Below are 18228 nucleotides of genomic sequence, written 5' to 3' on the forward strand. Positions count from 1 at the left end.
TCGGACGCATCATGGTGTTCCGACGCTCGCGAGAATTTCTGGCGCTCGGTAGACCTTCCCGCGTTCTTTCCCAGTGATTTCATCGATGATCCCATCCTCCGAGAGCATATCAATCGCGTTATAAACGGCTTTCATCGATCGACCTGTCGCTTCTTGAGCGCGATTCGCCTGTAGATACGGTTCCTCGAAGAGATGGCTGACGACGTCGCGAACAGCTGGATATCCGTCGTACTGGTCGAGATATGTGGCTCGGAGGTCTACGAGCTCTTGGCCACACTCGTAGGCGTCGCGGGCCTGCTCACCGATCGCAGTCACCGCGAACAGCACCCACTCTTCCCACGTACCGTCCCTGCTGACGCTCAGCAGTTGCTCGAAGTACTCACTCCGGTTCCGGTTGAAATACGCAGACAAGTACAGGTACGGCTCAGCTAGCAAGCCAGCGTCGTACAACTGGAGCATAATGAGGAGTCGCCCGAGTCGGCCGTTCCCGTCACGAAACGGGTGGATCGTCTCGAACTGGTAGTGTGAGAGGACGATGTCAATGAGGGGCGGGTAGTTTTCCATTCGGTTGTATGCGATGAGCTGATCAAGTAGCAATGGAACATGGGCTGGATGGGCTGGGATGAACTGTGCATCCTCGGGATTCTTGTTTGGACCGATGATCACTGGGGTATCCCGGATGTTGCCTGGGCGCTTGTCTTCGCCACGAACATCGAGCAAGAGCGATTCGTGGAGTTCACGGAGAAGGTCGCGGTCGATATTCTCACCTCGTTCGAGCCGATCGAACCCCATCTGGACGGCCTCGACGTAGTTGTACGCTTCTCGGATGTCACGCTCGGATGCTGCTGACCGTTCAGGAGCTTCATCAGGTTCGTGAAGGATGATGTCTGAGACGGTGACTGCGGTGCCTTCGATCTGCGAGCTCATCGCGGCTTCCCGAACCACGAAAGGCGCGAGTAAGAGGTTCTCGTTTTCGATGTGATCGTGAAGGGTCGAGAGTTGGCCGAGTGCGTAGAGGGCATCGCCGTGGGCGTCTAGAATCGCTTCGGTAAATTCGAGTTCTGGAGGAAGGCTTGTCGGATTGTAACAGGGGAGTCCGTTGTAAGGCTCGATCTGACCGGGTCCATCTTCGAACTCAGCAGGATTCATTACAGTAAGAGTGGTTTGAGACCGACATAAGTGTAATGAAGGCCGTTTAAATACAGTTATGTTGGTCAGATCGGGTGCGTACTGTATTCTATGCGAACCGCAAGCGCCCCGGCGAGGCGGGCGACAACGAAGACGGCGAAGACGGCGACGACAAAGAAAGTGGAACCGAGGAAGCGGTCGTCGACGACTGAGACCGACGTGACGCCGTTCGTCAGTCGAACTCGTCGAACAGCGCGGTCCGGTCCGACTCCGAAAACCGGTAGGAGTCGCGACGTTCCGAGCCGCTCGTTGACCCACGGGAGCACCGCTGCGGCCGTGCTGGCGGCAGGAAGCGGGTGGTAGTGGTCCCGCGTGCCGTGTGGCTGCTCGTGTTCGTCCCATCGACAGCCGACGGCCGAACCGTTCCCCGATCCCATGAGATCCCGGGCGCGACGACAGCTTTTCTTGGCCCGGGCGCGACCGTCGAAGGGACTGTCATGCAGGATCTCCCGCCGTACCCAACCGTCACTGACGCGCCCGACGTGTTCGCGTCCGGCCACCTCTGGGTCGAGGAGCTGATCGCGGGCGACCCCCTCCGGTTCCGGGTGACCGACGCCGGCTTCCTGGAGTTCGGCGACGCCGAGCGCGAGTTCGCACACGAATCGATCCCCCTGCAGTACCGCCACGCCGTGCGCGCGGTGCGCGAGTCGTTCGCCCGCGAAGCGTTTCGGGACGCCGTCGACGACCCCGCCTCGGTTACGTTCGTCTGCGTCGCGGTCCATCGCGTCGACCGCGACGACGACCCGCCGACGCCCCGGTACGACTGGTCGCGAACGCCGTCGGTGCTCGGTACCGACGTGTACGACGCGGATCGCGACCGATACCTCCCGCGCGACGCGGTGCAGGCAGTGTTCGACCGGGTCGGCCTCCCCGCAGTCGACCCGATAGCGAAGGAGCTGCGCGCCGCGGACGTCGACCCGGCGGCGTACCCGATCCCCGACTCGGCGTGGTACGACGGCCCCGCCGCCGGCGTCGTGTTCCACAACAAGGCGGGCGGGCGCGCGGTCCGCAGGCGACGCCGAGACACACCGACCGTCGAGACCGACTCCGGAGACGCCGACGGTTCGCTCGACGTCCCCATCGACACCCTTCTCGACGACCGCGTGACGGACGCGTGGCTCGGCCGCGTCCGGACCGCCTGTGAGGCGGCCGACGATCCGGTGACCGTCGAGACGCTCACCGAGCGCGCACTGGAGCAACTGGCCCGGGAGACGGTAGCGCTAACCGGTTCGGCGTCGCTCCCCGAGGCAGACGTTCGCTCCGCGCTCGCGGGGCGCGTCGATCGATATCTCCGAACACGGGCGTGAGTTCGGTCGGTCGATGTGACCGAACCCGACGAGTGACCGAACCCGTCGAGTGACCGAGCAGTCAGTTCACCAGGTCAGCCCTTCGTAAGTGATCCCGTCGCGTCGCTCGATTATCCGGCGGCCGTCGACAACGACGGGCCGGGTCATCCCGTCGAACTCGGTGTCCAGCGCCGCGAACTCGTCCCAGTCGGTGACGACGAGCGCGCCGACTGCCCCGTCGAGCGCGCCCCTCGCGGAGTCCGCGTACGTAATATCGGGGACCCGCTCGCGCATCGTCTCCGTCGCGATCGGGTCGTAGCCGACGACGTCGGCCCCACGCTCCAGTAACCCCTCGATGACGGGGATCGCCCGGGAGTTGCGCACGTCGTCGGTGCCGGGTTTAAACGCAAGTCCGAGCACCGCGACGCGCTCGCCCGCGACGTCGACGTGCTCGTCGAGCAGCGCCAACAGGCGCTCGGGCTGCCGGTCGTTCACCGCGACCGTCGCGTTCAACAGGTCGGGGTCGTAGCCGGCGTTCCGGCCCGCGGCACGCAGCGCGTCGACGTCTTTCGGGAAACAACTCCCGCCGTAGCCGACCCCCGACCGGAGGAACTTCTCACCGATCCGGTCGTCGAGGCCGACGGCGGCCATCACCTCGTATGCGTCGATGCCGAACTCCTTGCAGAGATTGCCGAGGTCGTTCGCCAGCGAGATCTTCGTCGCGAGTGCGGCGTTGTTCGCGTACTTGATCATCAATGCCGTCTCCGGGTCCGTCTCCACGATCGGGATCTCGCGGCCGTCGACGAGCGGCTCGTACAGCCGATGCAGTCGGTCGGTCGCCCACTCGCTGTCGGTGCCGAACACGATCTTATCGGGGTTCTGAAAGTCCGAGACCGCAGACCCCTCACGGAGGAACTCCGGGTTCGTCGCGAGTTCGACACGGCCGGTCGCGTCGGTCGCGTCGCTCGCGTCGGTCGCGTCGCTCGCGTCGTCCGCGTCGGTCGCGTCGCTCGCGTCGTCCGCGTCATCCGCACCGTCGCCGTCGGTCACACCGTCGAGCAGCGCGTCGCGCACCTCGGCGATCGACGGCGGCGTGATCGTGCTTTTGACGACGACGAGCCCGAGTTCGTCCGGATCAAGTCCGCGAAGGGCCTCGCCGGTTCCCTTGGCCGCCGCCGAAAGCGCCCCGACATCGACATCGCCGTCGTCAGTCGATGGCGTTCCGACCGCGAGGAACGTAATGTCCGATTCGGGAACGTCCTCGTAGGAGGTCGTCGCGCGGAGGCGGCCGCCGGCGTGTCGCTCAAGCAGTTCGTCGAGCCCCGGCTCGTGGATCGTCGCGCGCCCCTCGTTCAGCGCCGCCACCACCTCGGCATCGATGTCGATGGCGACCACGTCGTGGCCCGCGTCCGCGAGACACGCCGCGAGCGTGGTGCCGACGTAGCCGCTGCCGACGACGGTTACATCCATGATCGTCACACCGGGCCCGGAGCCAAAGAGCGTTCCGCGTTCCACGGTCCGTGCAGCGCTCACTGCCCCACTCGAGGAGCCCTGCGCACTCGGGGAGCCCTGCGCACTCGGGGAGCCCTGCGCACTCGGGGAGCCCTGCGCACTCGGGGAGCCCTGCGCACTCGGCGCGTGCTACGTCCTCGCCGGAGCCGGCGACGTGTTAAGTAGGATCCCGCCGAACGACGGTCGTATGCGCGTAGGCGAGCTCCCGATCGATTCAGCGTTTCTCGACCACTTTCGCGGCGAGGGGATCGAGGAGCTGTACCCCCCGCAGTCGGCCGCCGTCGACGCGGGCATCTGTGCAGGCGCTGACGTGGTCGCCGCCATTCCGACCGCCTCGGGGAAAACGTTCATCGCGGAGCTCGCGCTGCTGTCCGCGGACGGTCCCGGTCTGTACGTCTGTCCGCTACGGGCGCTGGCCCGCGAGAAGTACGAGACGTTCGCGGCCCTGCCCGGGATCGACGTCGGCGTCTCCACCGGTGACTTCGACGCCACCGGCGAGGAGCTGGCAGACAACGACATCGTGGTCGCGACGAGCGAGAAGGTCGACTCGGCGGTCCGTAACGGTGCCGACTGGGTCGACCGACTCGCCTGCGTCGTGATCGACGAGGTGCATCTCCTCGACGCGCCACGTCGCGGGCCGACGCTCGAGGTGACGGTGGCGGCGCTCCGGCGGCGGAATCCGGACATACAGACCGTCGCACTCTCCGCGACCGTCGATAACCCGGAGGCCATCGCGGCGTGGCTCGACGCGACGCTCGTCGAATCCGACTGGCGTCCCGTGGATCTCCGTACCGGCGTCTGTGTCGACGGTGTCGTCGAGTTCGACGACGACACTACGCTGACGGTCGAGGTCGGCGACGAACCCGACGACGAACCTGACGACGAGCCGAACCGAACGGAGACGACGGTCGCACTCGTCGAGGATGCGGTTGTCAACGGCGGTCAGTGCGTCGCGTTCGTTCGGTCGCGCCGCGAGGCGGCCGCGCTCGCGGAGCGGCTCGCGGACGTCGGACTTGCGGACCTGCAGGGGATCGAATCGTCGGCCACGACGGTCGCCGACCGCGTCTCGGAGGTCGACGGGACGATCACCGGGAACCGGCTCGCGGACTGTCTCCGCGAAGGGGTCGCATTCCACCACGCCGGACTCCGAGCCGGTCACCGTACGGTCGTCGAGGAGGGGTTCCGAGACCGGGAGATCGCCGTCATCTGCGCGACGCCGACGCTCGCCGCCGGCGTCAACGTCCCCGCACGGCGGGTAATAGTCAGGGATCAAACGCGCTACACGGAGTCGGGCACGGAGTGGCTACCGACGCTCGAGGTCCACCAGATGTGCGGACGGGCGGGTCGTCCCGGGCTCGATCCGTACGGCGAGGCGGTGCTCGTCGGCGAGCGTTCGGTTCGAGAGGAGCTAGTCGAGCGGTACGTCGACGGGGAGCCCGAGGCGGTAGCATCACGGCTCGCGGATCCCGCCGCGCTTCGCACGCACGTGCTCTCCGCGGTGGTGACGGAGGCCGCATCGACCGAGGCGGAGATACTCGACGTGTTCGAGGGGACGTTCTACGCCCGCGAGGCCGGAGCTGGCGGGCTCGCCGACGACGTCGCCGTCGCGGTCGACGAGCTCGTCGCCATGGGGATGCTCGACCGTGAGACGGGCGTCGGCACTGACGCCTACCGGCTCGTCGCGACGGCTATCGGCGAAACCACCTCGAAACAGTACGTCCGGCCCGAAACGGGTGACCGGATCGTCTCCGGACTCCGGACGGCGGCCGAGATGACCGACGTGACGACGCTTACCGTACTCGAGGTCGTGTGTGACACACCGGATATGCAGGACACGTATCTCGGGAACCGTGAACGGGCGGAGATCTATCGGTTCGCACGCGCACACGCCGGCGAGCTGACCACGAGAATGACGGAGGCCGACGATTTCGAGGGGTGGTTGGAGTCGGTGAAAACGGCGCGGATCCTCGCGGAGTGGATCGACGGGGCGACGGTCGAGGCGCTAGTCGAGGCGTACCGGATCGGTCCCGGTGACCTCGATTCGCGGATCGAGCGCGCGGAGTGGCTGTTGAGCGCGGCCGACGCGCTCGCGGAGACGATCGACGTACAGGTGCCGGCGATCGCTTCGGCTCGTGGGCGTTTATAAACGACACTCTCCGGCGGTCGTCCCTGATGATGTCGCTACTCGTCGAGCAGCTGGTCCGCGATCGTGTTCCGAAGCACTTCGCTGGTCCCTTCGTAGATCTCCGAGAGCTTCGCGTCCCGGTAGAACCGTTCGGCGGGAAACTCCGTCGTGTAGCCGTAGCCGCCGTGGATCTGGATCCCCTCGTTGGCGACCTCGCGAGCGATCTCCGAGGCGTACAGCTTCGCCTGCGCTGCCTCCTTGATGAACGGCTCGTCGCGCTCTTTTAACTCCGCGGCCTTGTGCATCAACAGCGTAGCCGCCTGCACTTTCGTGTCCATGTCGGCGAGCTTGTGCTGGATCGCCTGAAAGTCGGCGATAGGGCCGCCGAACTGCTCGCGCTCCTGAGCGTACTTCGTCGCGGCTTCCAGCGCTGCGCGGGCGATCCCGACCGATCGCGCCGCGATCGTGATCCGGCCGCCGTTGAGCGTCTTCAGCGCCTGTACGAACCCGTCACCCGCCTCGCCGAGCAGCCGATCCTCGGGGATCCACATCTCGTCGAACCGGAGCTCGGCGGTCGGACACCCCTTATCTCCGAGCTTCGACTCGGTCCCCTCGACGACGAACCCGTCGTCCTCGTCGGGGCGGACGACGAACGCGGAGATCCCGTTGCGTCCGGCGTCGGGATCGGTCTTCGCGAAGACGACGACGGTGTCGGCGACGGAGCCGTTCGAGATCCACAGCTTGCCACCGTCGATCCGGTACCCATCCGCATCGCGCTCGGCGGTGGTCGTCATCGCGGGAACGTCCGACCCCGCGCCCGCCTCAGAAAGCGCGAACGCGCCGATGTCCTCACCCGTGTTGAGCGGCGTGAGAAACCGCTCCGTCTGGGTTTCGTCGCCGAACGCGTACAGCATGTTGCCCGCGAGGGAGGTGTGTGCGGCGACGACCGTGCCGAGCCCGCCGGAGCCACGGGAGATCTCCGCCAACGCGACCGCGTAGCTGTGGTAGTCCACGCCGGCACCACCGTACTCAACGGGGAACGGCATCCCCATGAGCCCCAGATCGGCCATCTGGTCGACGAGATCTCTCGGGAACTCGTCGGACTCGTCGATCTCGTCCGCCCGGGGGACGACCTCCTCGTCGACGAAGCTTGCGACCGTGTCCCGTACGTCTCGCTGTTCGTCCGTGAGCGTGAGCCGCATGGCAACATGTTCCGGGGGTCGCCCTTAGCCGTTTCCACACGGTCGTACACGGATCGACGGTTGATCAGGCTGATACCCGTGCTGTCGGCCAGTTTTCCACCGAGCGGCTCGCGGATCCGTGTCAGCGTATCCCGCGAGGCTTTTTTACAGGCCGTGCCGTAACACCCTGTAACCGAATGAGCGGACGAGTACACGCTACCGTCGAGCCCGACCTCGCGTGGTGTCACGAGGCGGTCCAGGGAGTTTCCCGGACGTTCGCGTTGACCGTCGACGTGTTGGACGAGCCGATGGCCTCGCAGATCTGTCTGGGGTATCTCCTCTGTCGCGTCGCGGACACCGTCGAGGACGCCGGGCACATCCCTCCCGACGAACAGGCCGACGTCCTCCGGACGTACAGACATGCGATCGACCCGAACGAGGACGTCAGTATCGACCGATTCCGCACCGAGATCGACGAGTGGGTTCCCGAACCGGAGCGTCGAAACGACGACTGGGAGGTGGTCGCGGAGTCGCCGACGATCCTCGCGACGTTCGAGGAGCTCGACCCGGAGGTCCGGGAGGCGATCGTGCCGCCAGTCGTCGAGATGGTCGATGGGATGGCGATGTTCGTCGATCGTCACGCCGACGAGGGGGGTCTCCGGATCGACGACCGCGACGAGCTGGAGCAGTACTGTTACTACGCCGCCGGCACGGTCGGCAATCTCATCACGAACCTCCTCACACAGGGCGATGTCGCCGAGGAGCGCGCCAGACGGCTCCGCGACACCGCGGAGGAGTTCGGTCTCCTCCTACAGCTCGTCAACGTCTCGAAGGACGTGTACGACGACTACACCGAGGAGAACAACGTGTATCTGCCCGCCGAATGGCTCGAGGCGGAAGGGGTCGATCAGGAGGAGATCATCGCGCCGGAGAACCGCGAGTCGTCCGCCCGGGTCGTCGACCGGACGGCAGACCACGCGCGGTCGTTCCTCGACGACGCCCAGTCGTATCTGGAGACGATGCCGCTGTCACACGGCAACACGATGGAGGCGTGGACGGTGCCGTATCTGCTCGCGGTGGGGACGCTCCGAGAGCTCCGGAGCCGTCCGGAGGACGCGCTTACCGAGACCGGCGTGAAGATCTCCAGACAGGAGGTGTTCGCCGTGATGTCCGTCGCGAGCGACGCCGGTCGCGACTCGCTGGCTGATCTCCGCGAGACGATCGCCCGAATGCCGTACCACCGCGCGGTCGATCCGGCGGAGTGACCGATTTGCACCTGGCGTTGTACGGACCGATTCGCATCCTCTGAGTCATCCTTGATGGATCGGTGCGCCGGCGACCACCCCGCATCGCGGTGCGACCCGTCCATGAAGTAGCCACACTCAACAAGCAGCACCGCCGACTCGTCGAGCCGTCGGCTGTAGTTTCGAGGCTACCGGATCTTCGTCCCCGGCTCGGCGTCCTCGTGAGTCGTGAGCAGATCGGCCTCCTCGCCGGCTGCGAGCACCATCCCGTTCGACTCGACGCCGAACAGCTCCGCCTTCTCCATGTTCGCGAGCACGACCACCTTCGTGCCCGGCAGGTCGTCGACGTCGTGGAGCTGCTTGAGCCCCGCGACGATCGTCCGCGTCTCGACGCCGAGGTCGACGGTAAGCCGCAGGAGATCGTCTGCACCGTCGATCCCGACCGCCTCCTCGATCCGCCCGACTCGAACGTCGAGCTGCTGGAACTCCTCGAAACTGATGCGGTCGTCGCTGATGGATTCGATATCGGTCATCTCGGTGGTGACGGAGTCGTCATCCGCGTCGTCACCCTCGCCGCCGTCGTCATCCGCGTCGTCGCCCTCGCCGCCGTCGTCCTCTGCGGCGGCGACCCGAGCTTCGAGCTTTTCATTCAGTTCCTCGACACGCTCGTCCGGGATCTTCTCGAACAGCTCTGTCGGCTCGGATAAGTCGCCGGCTGGCGGCTCGCTAGCCGCTTCGAGGGTAACGTCGTGGACGGAGTCCGCCTCGCCGAGCTGGTCCCACAGGCGCTCGGATTTCTCCGGCGTGATCGGCTCGAACAGGACGGCGATCGCCTTCGCGACCGCGACGCAGTCGTGGATCACCTGTGCCGCGCGGTCGGGCTCGTCGTCGACGAGCCGCCACGGCTCGTTGCGCTGGATGTACTCGTTGCCGAAGCGCGCGAGCTCCGTCACCGCGTCGCCGAGCGCGCGCACGGAGTAGTCGTTCACCGCGGCCTCGACGCCCGCGACCGCCCCGTCGATCCGGTCGGCGACCTCCGGGCTCGTCGTCTCGACGTCCGGTGCGCCGTCGTAGTTGCGGTACGCGAAAAGCAGCGAGCGGTAGAGGAAGTTGCCGACCGTCCCCACGAGCTCCGTGTTCACGCGATCGCGGAACTTCTCCCACGAGAAGTCGACGTCCTGCTGGAACCCGCCGTTGGTCGCAAGGTAGTAGCGGAGGGGGTCGGGATGGAACCCCTCGTCGATGTACTCGTCGGCCCACACCGCACGGTCGCGGCTGGTGGAGAACCCCTTGCCGTCGAGCGTGACGAAGCCGCTCGCCATCACCGCACGCGGCTCCGCGTAGTCGGTCGCCTTGAGCATCGCCGGCCAGAAGATCGTGTGGTGCTGGATGATGTCGCGACCGATCACGTGAACGATCTCGCCACCATCCGGATGCTCGTCGCTGGCACCCTCCTTCCAGGCTGCCTCCCAGTCGAACGTCTCCGGGCCGACGCGCTCGGAGTACTGTTTCGTCGAGGAGATGTACTCGATCGGCGCGTCCACCCAGACGTACAGGACGAGATCCTGCGGATTCTCGCCGGGGTAGTCGATCCCCCAGTCCATATCGCGAGTGATACACCAGTCCTGTAACCCCTGCTCGATCCACTCGCGGGGTTGGTTGCGCGCGTTCGAGGTGCCGTCGAGCCGGTCGAGGAACCCCGAGAGATACTCCGCGAACTCCGAGACGGCGAAGAACTTGTGGGTTCGCTCGTGATACTCGGCCTCGTTGCCCGAGATCGCCGAGACCGGGTCCTCGATCTCGCCCGGCTCGAGGTGGCGCTGGCATCCCTCGTCGCACTCGTCACCGCGGGCGTGCTCGCCGCAGTACGGACACGTGCCCTCGACGTAGCGGTCGGGGAGGAACTGGTCGTCGACCGGGTCGTACGCGACCATGATCTCCTTTTCGTACACGTGACCCGCGGCCTCCAGATCCCGGACGATCTGCTGGGTGACCGCCGTGTTCGTCGCGTCGTGCGTGTGCCCGTAGTTGTCGAACGCGACGTTGAACTTCGGGAACGTCTCGTCGTACTGCTCGTGCCAGTCGAGCGCAAACCGCTCGGGTGAGACGCCCGCCTGCTCGGCGTTGACGGCGACGGGCGTGCCGTGCATGTCGGAGCCGGAGACGAACGCGGTCTCCTGGCCGAGCAGCTTCAGCGCACGCGAGTACACGTCGCCGCCGACGTACGTGCGGAGGTGACCGATGTGGAGGTCGCCGTTGGCGTACGGCAGTCCACACGTCACCACCGCCGGCGCATCGGTGGGGAAGTCGTCGTGGCTCATGTTCGTGTATTCGATCCGTCGGGCATACGGGCCAAAAACCCGCTGGTTCGGCCCCACGGGTTCGACGGATCAACCGACCGCATCCAAGGATGCCGTCGCCGAGCGGACGAACTTCGGCCGGTTGCACGGACGATCCGAGGCTCAAACGACCGTTTAACCCACCGGAGAAGCTAACGGGATCGGCACAGTACACTGGATCAACACCCTCCCACACCATGCCGAAACTACTCCCTTCACGAACGGACACGGAGATCGACCGTAGCGGCGATCCGTCCGTACTGTACGTCGACAATGACCAAACGAAGGAGCTCGTATCGACGCTCTCCTCGGAGACGACGATGGACGCGTTTCGCCGCCTGAACGAGGAGCCGCTCACGGCCTCGGAGCTCGCTGACGACCTCGACCTGTCGATCCAGAACGCGAGCTATCATCTCGATAAGCTCCAGGAGACCGACCTCATCGAGGTCGTCGATACCTGTTACTCCGAGAAAGGCCGAGAGATGAACGTGTACGCCGTCGCGACCGAGCCGCTGGTGCTCGTGTTGGGGACGAAAAACGACGGCCCCCGCGTGAAGCAGGCGTTCGCCGGTCTCGCCGGGGTTGTCGGTGCGCCCGCGATCGCGATCGCCGCGTGGCAGTCCGTCGCGGAGCTCGTCGACGGGGTCGTCGGCGCGCAGTGAGTGCGAGGAACGCTCGAGACACCCGCCCGGTTACTCTTGGAGCGTCCCCGAGTCGAACTCCTCGGTGTCGAACTCGTGAACTCGAAGCCGGTCGGGATCGACGCGTGACAGCACCGACTCGTTCGTCGCTTCCATCACGACGGGTGGCGCGACGTCGGCTTCGACGGCTTCGAGCCATCGCCCCACGCAGACACACCACCGATCTCCGGGCTCGAGTCCCGGGAACGCGAACTCCGGTCGAGGGGTGATCAGATCGTTCCCCTGCGTGCGACTGTACTCCAGAAACTCCGCCGTCATCACCGCACACAGCGTGTGTTCGCCCACGTCGCCATCGACGTCGCGACAGTGACCGTCACGGAGGTACCCCGTCTCGGGGTCGGTACTGCAGGGCTCGAGCTCGCCGCCGTACACGTTGCGGTCCGCGCTCTGAGCGGCCGACTCGTCGTAGTCGTCGGACTCCTGAGGTGGCACGTCCGAACGTATGCCTCGTGAACCTTAAATACGCGCTCGCAGCGGCAGGCGACACCGTGCTGCCGAACGCACGGTGGTCACGACGCGTCGTCGATCGCCGCGAGCAGCAGCTCACAGCCGAGCTCGATCTCTCGTTCCCGAACGTCAAGCGGCGGGAGGATCCGCAACACGTCGTGGCCACACGAGAGCGTGAGCAGACCGCGCTGGAGCGCCGCGTCCATCACGTCGTCACGGAGCGCCTTCGACTCGAACTCGACCGCGAGCATCAGCCCCTTGCCCCGGACGTCGACGACGCCGTCCGGGTCCGCGTCACGCATCGTTTCCCGGAACTGCCGACCACGGATGACCGCGTTGTCCATCAACCCCTCGTTGCGGATCGCGTCGATCGTGAGCGCGCCCTGTAGTGACGCGATGATGTCACCGGCGCCCCACGTCGAGGAGATCCGGCTCTTCTCCTCGGGGAACACGTCGGACCGCGAGACGGTCGCGCCGACCCGGAGCCCCTTTGCACTGGTGATTACGTCGGGCTCGATCGCGTAGTTGTCCGCGCCCCACATCTCGCCGGTCCGGCCGAGTCCGGACTGGATCTCGTCGGCGATGAGGGTGATGTCGTGTTCCGTCGTGAGCGCCGCGATCTCGGACATGAACGCGTCGGATGGGAACCGGTACCCCCCCTCGCCCTGGATCGGCTCCACGATCAGGTACGCGACCTCCTCGGGGTCGATGTGGCCGCGCTCCGGCTCAAGCTTCCGACGAAGTCGCGAGACGCCATCGACGAAGAAGCCGCACGAGCAGGTGTCCGGCGTGCAGGTTCGGTCCACACAGAACGGCGCGTCGTGGACGCCGCTGATCTCTGGGAACCCTCGCCGGTGGACCGCCTTCGACCGGTTCAACGAGAGCGCGCCGAGCGGCCGGCCGTGGAACGCCCCGTCGAACGTGATCGCGTACTTCGCGCCGTCGGCGTCGTCGTAGGCGATCTTGATCGCGTTCTCGACCGCCTCCCCGCCGGAGTTCGAGAGGAACACGGTGTCCATCTCGTACTGTGCGGTGATATCCGTGAGTCGTTCCATCAGCTCGGTCGGACCCGGGAGCTCATCGTCGCCGTCGACGTAGAAATCCTGCCCCGCGATCTTCAGCGGGTCGACGATCTCGAACTCCGCGAGCGGCTCCATGATCAGCGGGTTGTTGTAGCCGAGCGGGGCGGCGGCGACGTGGCTGGTGAAATCCAAGAGCACGTTGCCGTCGACGTCAGTGCAGAACGGCCCGTCCGCCGGAGCCGTGCGGTCCCATACGAACTCGTACACGTACGTGCTTGGCGCGGCCAAGGCGTGGTGTCGTTCGACGCGCTCACGAGCGTTCGGCCCCGGAAGCGCCATCACGTCCGGCGTGGCGGTGTCGCGATCCATGCCCGTGTGCTAGGGACACTCGTGGCTTAAATCGGATCGAGCCCGCGAATCGTTGGAGAAACATCCAACTCGTTGGACTCCCGGACGAAAAAGCTGCGACGGGAAGATGCGTTCGAACGCGTGAGCGCTGGCGGGGGAGAGCGCTGGCGGGGAGTACCGGTCGAATTCAGTGGTCGACGTACTGCGCTTCCCACTCCGTCCGGGCGTCGATCTCGCGTCGGCCGCGGCGAGTGAGCGTGTAGTAGTTCGTCCGGCGGTCACGCTGTCCCTTCTCGACGAGCCCCTTCTCGACGAGCGTGTCGAGGTTCGGATACAGACGGCCGTGGTGGATCTCCTTTTCGTAGTAGTCCTCGAGTTCTTCTTTGATAGCAAGCCCGTGGGGTTCGTCGAGGCCGGCGATCACGTACAGCAGGTCACGTTGAAAACCTGTAAGGTCGTACATGGTACTGCCTACTGATACTTGTCTGGAATAAATAAATATATCGTTCCGCACTAACTGAAACGTCCGGTTAGCACCCAATGGGCGATGGTATCGAGACGAAGCCGAATCATGTCAATCAGACACATTCTGGTGCCTTCCGTCGTGTTTATAATTACAGGCGTCGTACAGAAGGTATGCCAGAGGAAGTGCTGTTCACGACGGAGTCGACGGAGGACCGCGGGTCGATCGCCGCCTCGCTACGGTCCGTGGCGGACAAACTCGAGTCGGGAGAGCCGGTGACGCTCGCCGCGGGTGGTGAGTCCCTCACGCTTGAGGTACCGCCGCGCGCAACGTTCGAGGTGAAAGCCGAGCGAGAGACCGGCTCGGGACCGGACGAACTCAGCGTCGAGTTCGAGATCGAGTGGGATGACGTCGACGACCCTACTGACGCTTCGTTATCGATCGAGTAGGCGTCCGAACGATATCCGCCGAGGAGCGCGGTCTCATCGGCCAAATCGAATTCGGAGTCGAGAACTGTGCACGCCACACCGGGCAGAGCAGCTGCTCGCCGGATCCGTGTCGAAGAGAAGCACGCCCCACGCGGAAAAAAGCCGCGTGAGGCCTGCTGCCCTAAATTGGTCCCCGCTGACGCTTCGGCCCTCCAGACGAAGCGTCACGTGATGCTATCGGGTCGTAGGTGATAAAGATACCGGAGCGAGACCGGAGCTACCGATCCGCATGCTCATCGGTGACGGGCGAGTGTGATCGGATATGTACTGCTTCGGGACTACATATGCTCCTCTTCGAGCACCCATCCGAGTGCGCGCCGGTAGTGAGTGAAAAGCTCCTCGACGCCGCGATGATTCATCTCCTCGTCGTCGAGCTGCTCTTTTAGGAACTCGTACTGCTCGCGAACCTCCTCTTCGGAGCGCATAATCCGCTGTATGGGAGGTACACCCGTAGTGATGACGGTTCCAGAGTGCGATCACTGTTAAAGCAAGCCAGTGTTCGATCGGCCACGAACGGTAACGACTATACGCGGACCGGCGGAACGATCAGCGCACATGGACGACCGGACGCGAGAGTACCTCTCCGGGCGCTTCGGTGACTACTACCGGAGCGTCTCGCTCGCGCTCCCGCCCGACGCGCATCTCCGCGAATGGGGCCATATCCCGTGGACGCCCGGGACGGGAACCACGATGGTTCGTCACCAGTCGCTGTACGATCTGGGTGACATCGACACGTTCTTCGCGGACAACGCGCCTCGGCATGCGTACTTCTCGGCGGCTCGGTACGACGACCCCGGCGCGTCGACGATGGCACAGAAGGGATGGCGATCCGCGGACCTCGTCTTCGACCTCGACGCCGACCATCTTCCCGGGGTCGATCCCGACACCGAGAGCTACTCGGAGATGCTCGCGGCGTGTAAGGACGCCCTCTTCAGACTGCTGGCGTTTCTCGAAAACGACTTCGCGTTCGAGGATCTCACGATCGTCTTCTCCGGCGGTCGCGGCTACCACGTCCACGTCCGCGACGAGTCGATCCGCGACCTCGACAGCGAGGCTCGCCGAGAGATCGTCGACTACGTCCGTGCGATCGATCTCGACACGGAGAACCTGATCCATACGGTTCAGGAGCGCGGGACCACGAAGCGCGTGCTCAGGACCGAAGGAGGATGGGGCGCTCGCGTCCACGAGGCGCTGGTCGAGTACGCGTCGGATCTGCGGGAGATGGACGAAGACGCCGCGGTTGAGCGACTGATGGAGCTCGACGGGATCGGGGAGGGGCGCGCGGAGACGATCCGCGGCGCGTTCGAGCGGAACCCGGACGCGGTTCGCGACGGCAACGTCGAGGCGGGTGGGCCGGGAGTACGGCGGCTCGTCTCCGCGCTCGCAGCGCGCGTGACCGCGACGTCGACTGCACCCATCGATGAGCCGGTGACGACCGACACCCGGCGGCTCATCAGGCTTCCCGGCACCCTCCACGGCGGGTCCGGGCTCGTCGTGACGCCGATCGACCGCGACGACCTCGACGGGTTCGATCCGCTCACGGACGCGGTTCCCGACCGGTTCGTGGGTCGGCAGATCAGGATCGCGTGTGACGAGCGACGGACGGTAGAACTAAACGGGAAGCGCGTAATAGTGGAACCCGGAACGAACACCGTCCCCGAGTTCGCGGGCGTCTTCCTAATGGCCCGCGGCGACGCCCGAAAGGCACCCGAACGGTGACGCGCGTCGAAACGGGATGACCCGCGACCGAGAGCCGGAACACGCCCGACCCGAATGATCCGACACGAATGAATCTCGATGAACTCCGCTCCGTCCAGGCGAAGGAACGCCGAAAGGACAGCCTCCAGCACCTTCGGGACTCCTTTTACGACGACGTCGCGGCGTACATCGCCGACCTTCGGGCGGCACGCGACCGCCGCGCGGCCCAGGTCGACGACCCGTTCTCCGACGACGACGTCAGGCGGATGTCGGACGAGATCGAGACCGCCGAGGAGGTCGCGGAAGCCCTCTACGAGCGGCGCGTCGGGAAACTCGTCAAGCTCGCGTCGTTCGCCGCCGCGGATATGCCGGTCGAAAGCGAAGGACTGACCTCACAGGAACGGAAGCTGTTCGACGACCTCGTCGATCGAATCGTCGAGAACAAAACGACCGTGTTGGACGTGCTCGCAGGTGAGAAGTCCCCGACAACGGATTCGGCCTCGTCACCCGACGACGCTGCGAACCCCTCAAACGACGCTGTGAATCCATCCGACGCGCTGGCGAACGCGATGGGAGCCGCCGACGAGCACGCCGGGAACGAACGCTCCGAGACCGGCGCGACACACGGTGAAACGAGCGCCGATGGCGGACGGGTGACGGAACCCCCGACGACCGAGACACGGCGATCGACCGACGCTCCGACCGGGACCGACGCTCCGACGCGATCCGAGCCGGGGGAAGCCGCAGACTCCGAGTCCGGCGATCTCGATGGCTCCGACGGCTCTGCCACCGAGCGGACGACGGTGCGAATAACCCGGGATGTAGGCCCGATCCTCGGTGTGGACGAACGCGAATACGACCTCGCACGCGAGGACGTCGTGACGCTTCCGGCGGCGAACGCCGAGCCGCTCGTTGACCGTGACGCTGCCGAGCGAATCGAGTAATCGGACGCGAGCGTCTCGCGTACCGTACTCACTCCGTCGGCGACTCGTCGGGGACCACGTGGACCGCGTCACCATTTTTAAACGCCAGCACTACGTCCGCGTCGTCGTCGAAAAACGTCGGCTTGGGGACCGTCGTCGCCTCGTACGTCTCCGGATCGAGGAGCTGGACCGCGTTTTCGTCCTCGACGGTGACGACCGTGGTCTCCGTCGCGTCCGCGTGAGTGCCGAGCCGCGCCGCTTCTGGAGCGTTGGCTTCGTCGAACGACGAGGCGTACTCCTTGCCCGTTGTGAGTCTGATGCCCCGTATCCGACCGGAGACTCCGGTGACGAGCACGGGGCCGTCCCCGTCCTCGGGGTCGACGATCTCGCCGGGCGCATAGCGGGGGAGCCGGACGGCGAAGGTGACGCGATACACCTCGTTGCCGTCGCCGTCCTCGGTGACGAGCGTCGGATACGACTCGAAGCTCCCACCGAGCTGCTCGGTGATCCGAGCTGCGACGTTCTGTGCGAGCCGGTTCGAGGAGAGCTTAATGTTCGGACCGTCATCGGTCGGAACGATCTCCGTGATGAACGCCTCACGATCCCCATCTCGTTCCTGATCGGCGACGTACGTCTCGGCGATCTCGAGTGCCGTCTCGCGCTCCTCGCTCGTGAGATCGCGCTCCTCCGCGCGGACCTGCACGACGCCAGCGTAGTAGCCACCCGCAATCCGGCCGCACCGATCGCAAGTCCCACGGGACACTTTCACCGGAACCGTGACTTCGGCGGAGCGGAGCGTTCCCCGCACGACGCCGGAGAACCGGCAATGCATCCGAATCGTGTTCTCGTCGACCTGTTCGGGCTCGACGCCCCACTCCACGTCCTCGGCGTCGACGTGGACCGCGAGCGCCTCGGCAACCTCATCGACGGCGACGTCCGTGTAATCGCGTGCACCAACGTCCCGCCAGGAGTCGCCCCGGCGGACGGCTCCACAACCGGAACACACCGTGACCTCGATCCGCTCGGGCGCATCGACCAACTCGAACCCGTCGAAGTAGCAGTCGTCACACAACAGCGCGTCCCGTCCCGACGGATCCCCGGGTAGCGGGTCGCGTCGCTCCGGAACGGCGCCGCCACAGCGGGGACAGAACTCGCGCGACTCGCTCATGAACCGCCGTACGTCGTTGAACCGTTTAAAAAGCCCGACCGGCGACGCCGGGCTGTCGGTCTTCGTAAACGGCATGACGTTCCCGCTCGCAGTCC

Annotated in this window: 16 protein-coding genes; 7 read left to right on the forward strand and 9 right to left on the reverse strand. The window is 65.6% G+C overall.

What is annotated here, in order from left to right:
* Window positions 1-9 precede the first annotated feature (9 nt).
* A complete protein-coding gene (locus ACYQ0R_RS07695) occupies window positions 10-1149 on the reverse strand; it encodes a Fic family protein (protein ID WP_459822164.1) in 1140 nt (379 codons plus the stop codon).
* A gap of 341 nt (window positions 1150-1490) precedes the next feature.
* Between ACYQ0R_RS07695 and ACYQ0R_RS07700 the strand changes: the two genes are divergently transcribed.
* Window positions 1491-2495: a hypothetical protein gene (locus ACYQ0R_RS07700; RefSeq protein ID WP_459822165.1), complete on the forward strand. Its 1005-nt coding sequence runs from the start codon at window positions 1491-1493 to the stop codon at window positions 2493-2495.
* Window positions 2496-2561: 66 nt separating this feature from the next.
* Here ACYQ0R_RS07700 and ACYQ0R_RS07705 read toward each other — a convergent pair whose 3' ends face one another.
* Window positions 2562-3944, reverse strand: coding sequence for a nucleotide sugar dehydrogenase (locus tag ACYQ0R_RS07705; protein WP_459822166.1), 1383 nt, complete (start codon window positions 3942-3944; stop codon window positions 2562-2564).
* A 229-nt stretch (window positions 3945-4173) separates the two neighbouring features.
* On the opposite strand from ACYQ0R_RS07705, the gene ACYQ0R_RS07710 reads away from it, so the two are divergent.
* Window positions 4174-6132 (forward strand): DEAD/DEAH box helicase, encoded by a 1959-nt coding sequence (locus tag ACYQ0R_RS07710; protein ID WP_459822167.1) that lies wholly within the window; start codon window positions 4174-4176, stop codon window positions 6130-6132.
* 35 nt (window positions 6133-6167) lie between these two features.
* Here ACYQ0R_RS07710 and ACYQ0R_RS07715 read toward each other — a convergent pair whose 3' ends face one another.
* Complete coding sequence (locus ACYQ0R_RS07715) at window positions 6168-7313, reverse strand: acyl-CoA dehydrogenase family protein (RefSeq protein WP_459822168.1); 1146 nt, start codon at window positions 7311-7313, stop codon at window positions 6168-6170.
* A 176-nt stretch (window positions 7314-7489) separates the two neighbouring features.
* On the opposite strand from ACYQ0R_RS07715, the gene ACYQ0R_RS07720 reads away from it, so the two are divergent.
* Window positions 7490-8557, forward strand: coding sequence for a phytoene/squalene synthase family protein (locus ACYQ0R_RS07720; RefSeq protein WP_459822169.1), 1068 nt, complete (start codon window positions 7490-7492; stop codon window positions 8555-8557).
* Between the two features lie 167 nt (window positions 8558-8724).
* Here ACYQ0R_RS07720 and metG read toward each other — a convergent pair whose 3' ends face one another.
* Window positions 8725-10857 (reverse strand): methionine--tRNA ligase, encoded by a 2133-nt coding sequence (gene metG, locus ACYQ0R_RS07725; protein WP_459822171.1) that lies wholly within the window; start codon window positions 10855-10857, stop codon window positions 8725-8727.
* 215 nt (window positions 10858-11072) lie between these two features.
* On the opposite strand from metG, the gene ACYQ0R_RS07730 reads away from it, so the two are divergent.
* Complete coding sequence (locus ACYQ0R_RS07730) at window positions 11073-11537, forward strand: ArsR/SmtB family transcription factor (protein ID WP_459822172.1); 465 nt, start codon at window positions 11073-11075, stop codon at window positions 11535-11537.
* Between the two features lie 30 nt (window positions 11538-11567).
* On the opposite strand, the gene ACYQ0R_RS07735 is transcribed toward ACYQ0R_RS07730, so the two are convergent.
* The 3 genes from ACYQ0R_RS07735 to ACYQ0R_RS07745 all read right to left on the reverse strand — a co-directional run bounded on the left by ACYQ0R_RS07735 (window position 11568) and on the right by ACYQ0R_RS07745 (window position 13856).
* Window positions 11568-12008: a DUF2237 family protein gene (locus ACYQ0R_RS07735; RefSeq protein WP_459822173.1), complete on the reverse strand. Its 441-nt coding sequence runs from the start codon at window positions 12006-12008 to the stop codon at window positions 11568-11570.
* A 77-nt stretch (window positions 12009-12085) separates the two neighbouring features.
* Window positions 12086-13414 (reverse strand): aminotransferase class III-fold pyridoxal phosphate-dependent enzyme, encoded by a 1329-nt coding sequence (locus tag ACYQ0R_RS07740; RefSeq protein ID WP_459822175.1) that lies wholly within the window; start codon window positions 13412-13414, stop codon window positions 12086-12088.
* Between the two features lie 166 nt (window positions 13415-13580).
* Window positions 13581-13856 (reverse strand): PadR family transcriptional regulator, encoded by a 276-nt coding sequence (locus ACYQ0R_RS07745; protein WP_004046948.1) that lies wholly within the window; start codon window positions 13854-13856, stop codon window positions 13581-13583.
* 173 nt (window positions 13857-14029) lie between these two features.
* Here ACYQ0R_RS07745 and ACYQ0R_RS07750 point away from each other — a divergent pair, with 173 nt between their 5' ends.
* Window positions 14030-14305 (forward strand): amphi-Trp domain-containing protein, encoded by a 276-nt coding sequence (locus tag ACYQ0R_RS07750; RefSeq protein ID WP_459822176.1) that lies wholly within the window; start codon window positions 14030-14032, stop codon window positions 14303-14305.
* Between the two features lie 317 nt (window positions 14306-14622).
* Here the strand turns inward: ACYQ0R_RS07750 and ACYQ0R_RS07755 are convergent, their stop codons facing one another.
* Entirely contained in the window at window positions 14623-14769 is a 147-nt protein-coding gene (locus ACYQ0R_RS07755; protein ID WP_459822177.1) for a hypothetical protein, read from the reverse strand.
* Between the two features lie 130 nt (window positions 14770-14899).
* Here ACYQ0R_RS07755 and priS point away from each other — a divergent pair, with 130 nt between their 5' ends.
* Together priS and ACYQ0R_RS07765 are read left to right on the forward strand one after the other, a co-directional pair.
* Window positions 14900-16063 (forward strand): DNA primase small subunit PriS, encoded by a 1164-nt coding sequence (gene priS / locus ACYQ0R_RS07760; RefSeq protein ID WP_459822179.1) that lies wholly within the window; start codon window positions 14900-14902, stop codon window positions 16061-16063.
* 68 nt (window positions 16064-16131) lie between these two features.
* Window positions 16132-16986, forward strand: a complete 855-nt coding sequence (locus ACYQ0R_RS07765) for a DNA replication complex subunit Gins51 (protein WP_459822181.1) — start codon at window positions 16132-16134, stop codon at window positions 16984-16986.
* 28 nt (window positions 16987-17014) lie between these two features.
* Here the strand turns inward: ACYQ0R_RS07765 and ACYQ0R_RS07770 are convergent, their stop codons facing one another.
* Window positions 17015-18133: a 60S ribosomal export protein NMD3 gene (locus ACYQ0R_RS07770; RefSeq protein WP_459822183.1), complete on the reverse strand. Its 1119-nt coding sequence runs from the start codon at window positions 18131-18133 to the stop codon at window positions 17015-17017.
* Between the last annotated feature and the right edge of the window lie 95 nt (window positions 18134-18228).

The sequence above is a fragment of the Halorubrum luteum genome (assembly GCF_054652935.1).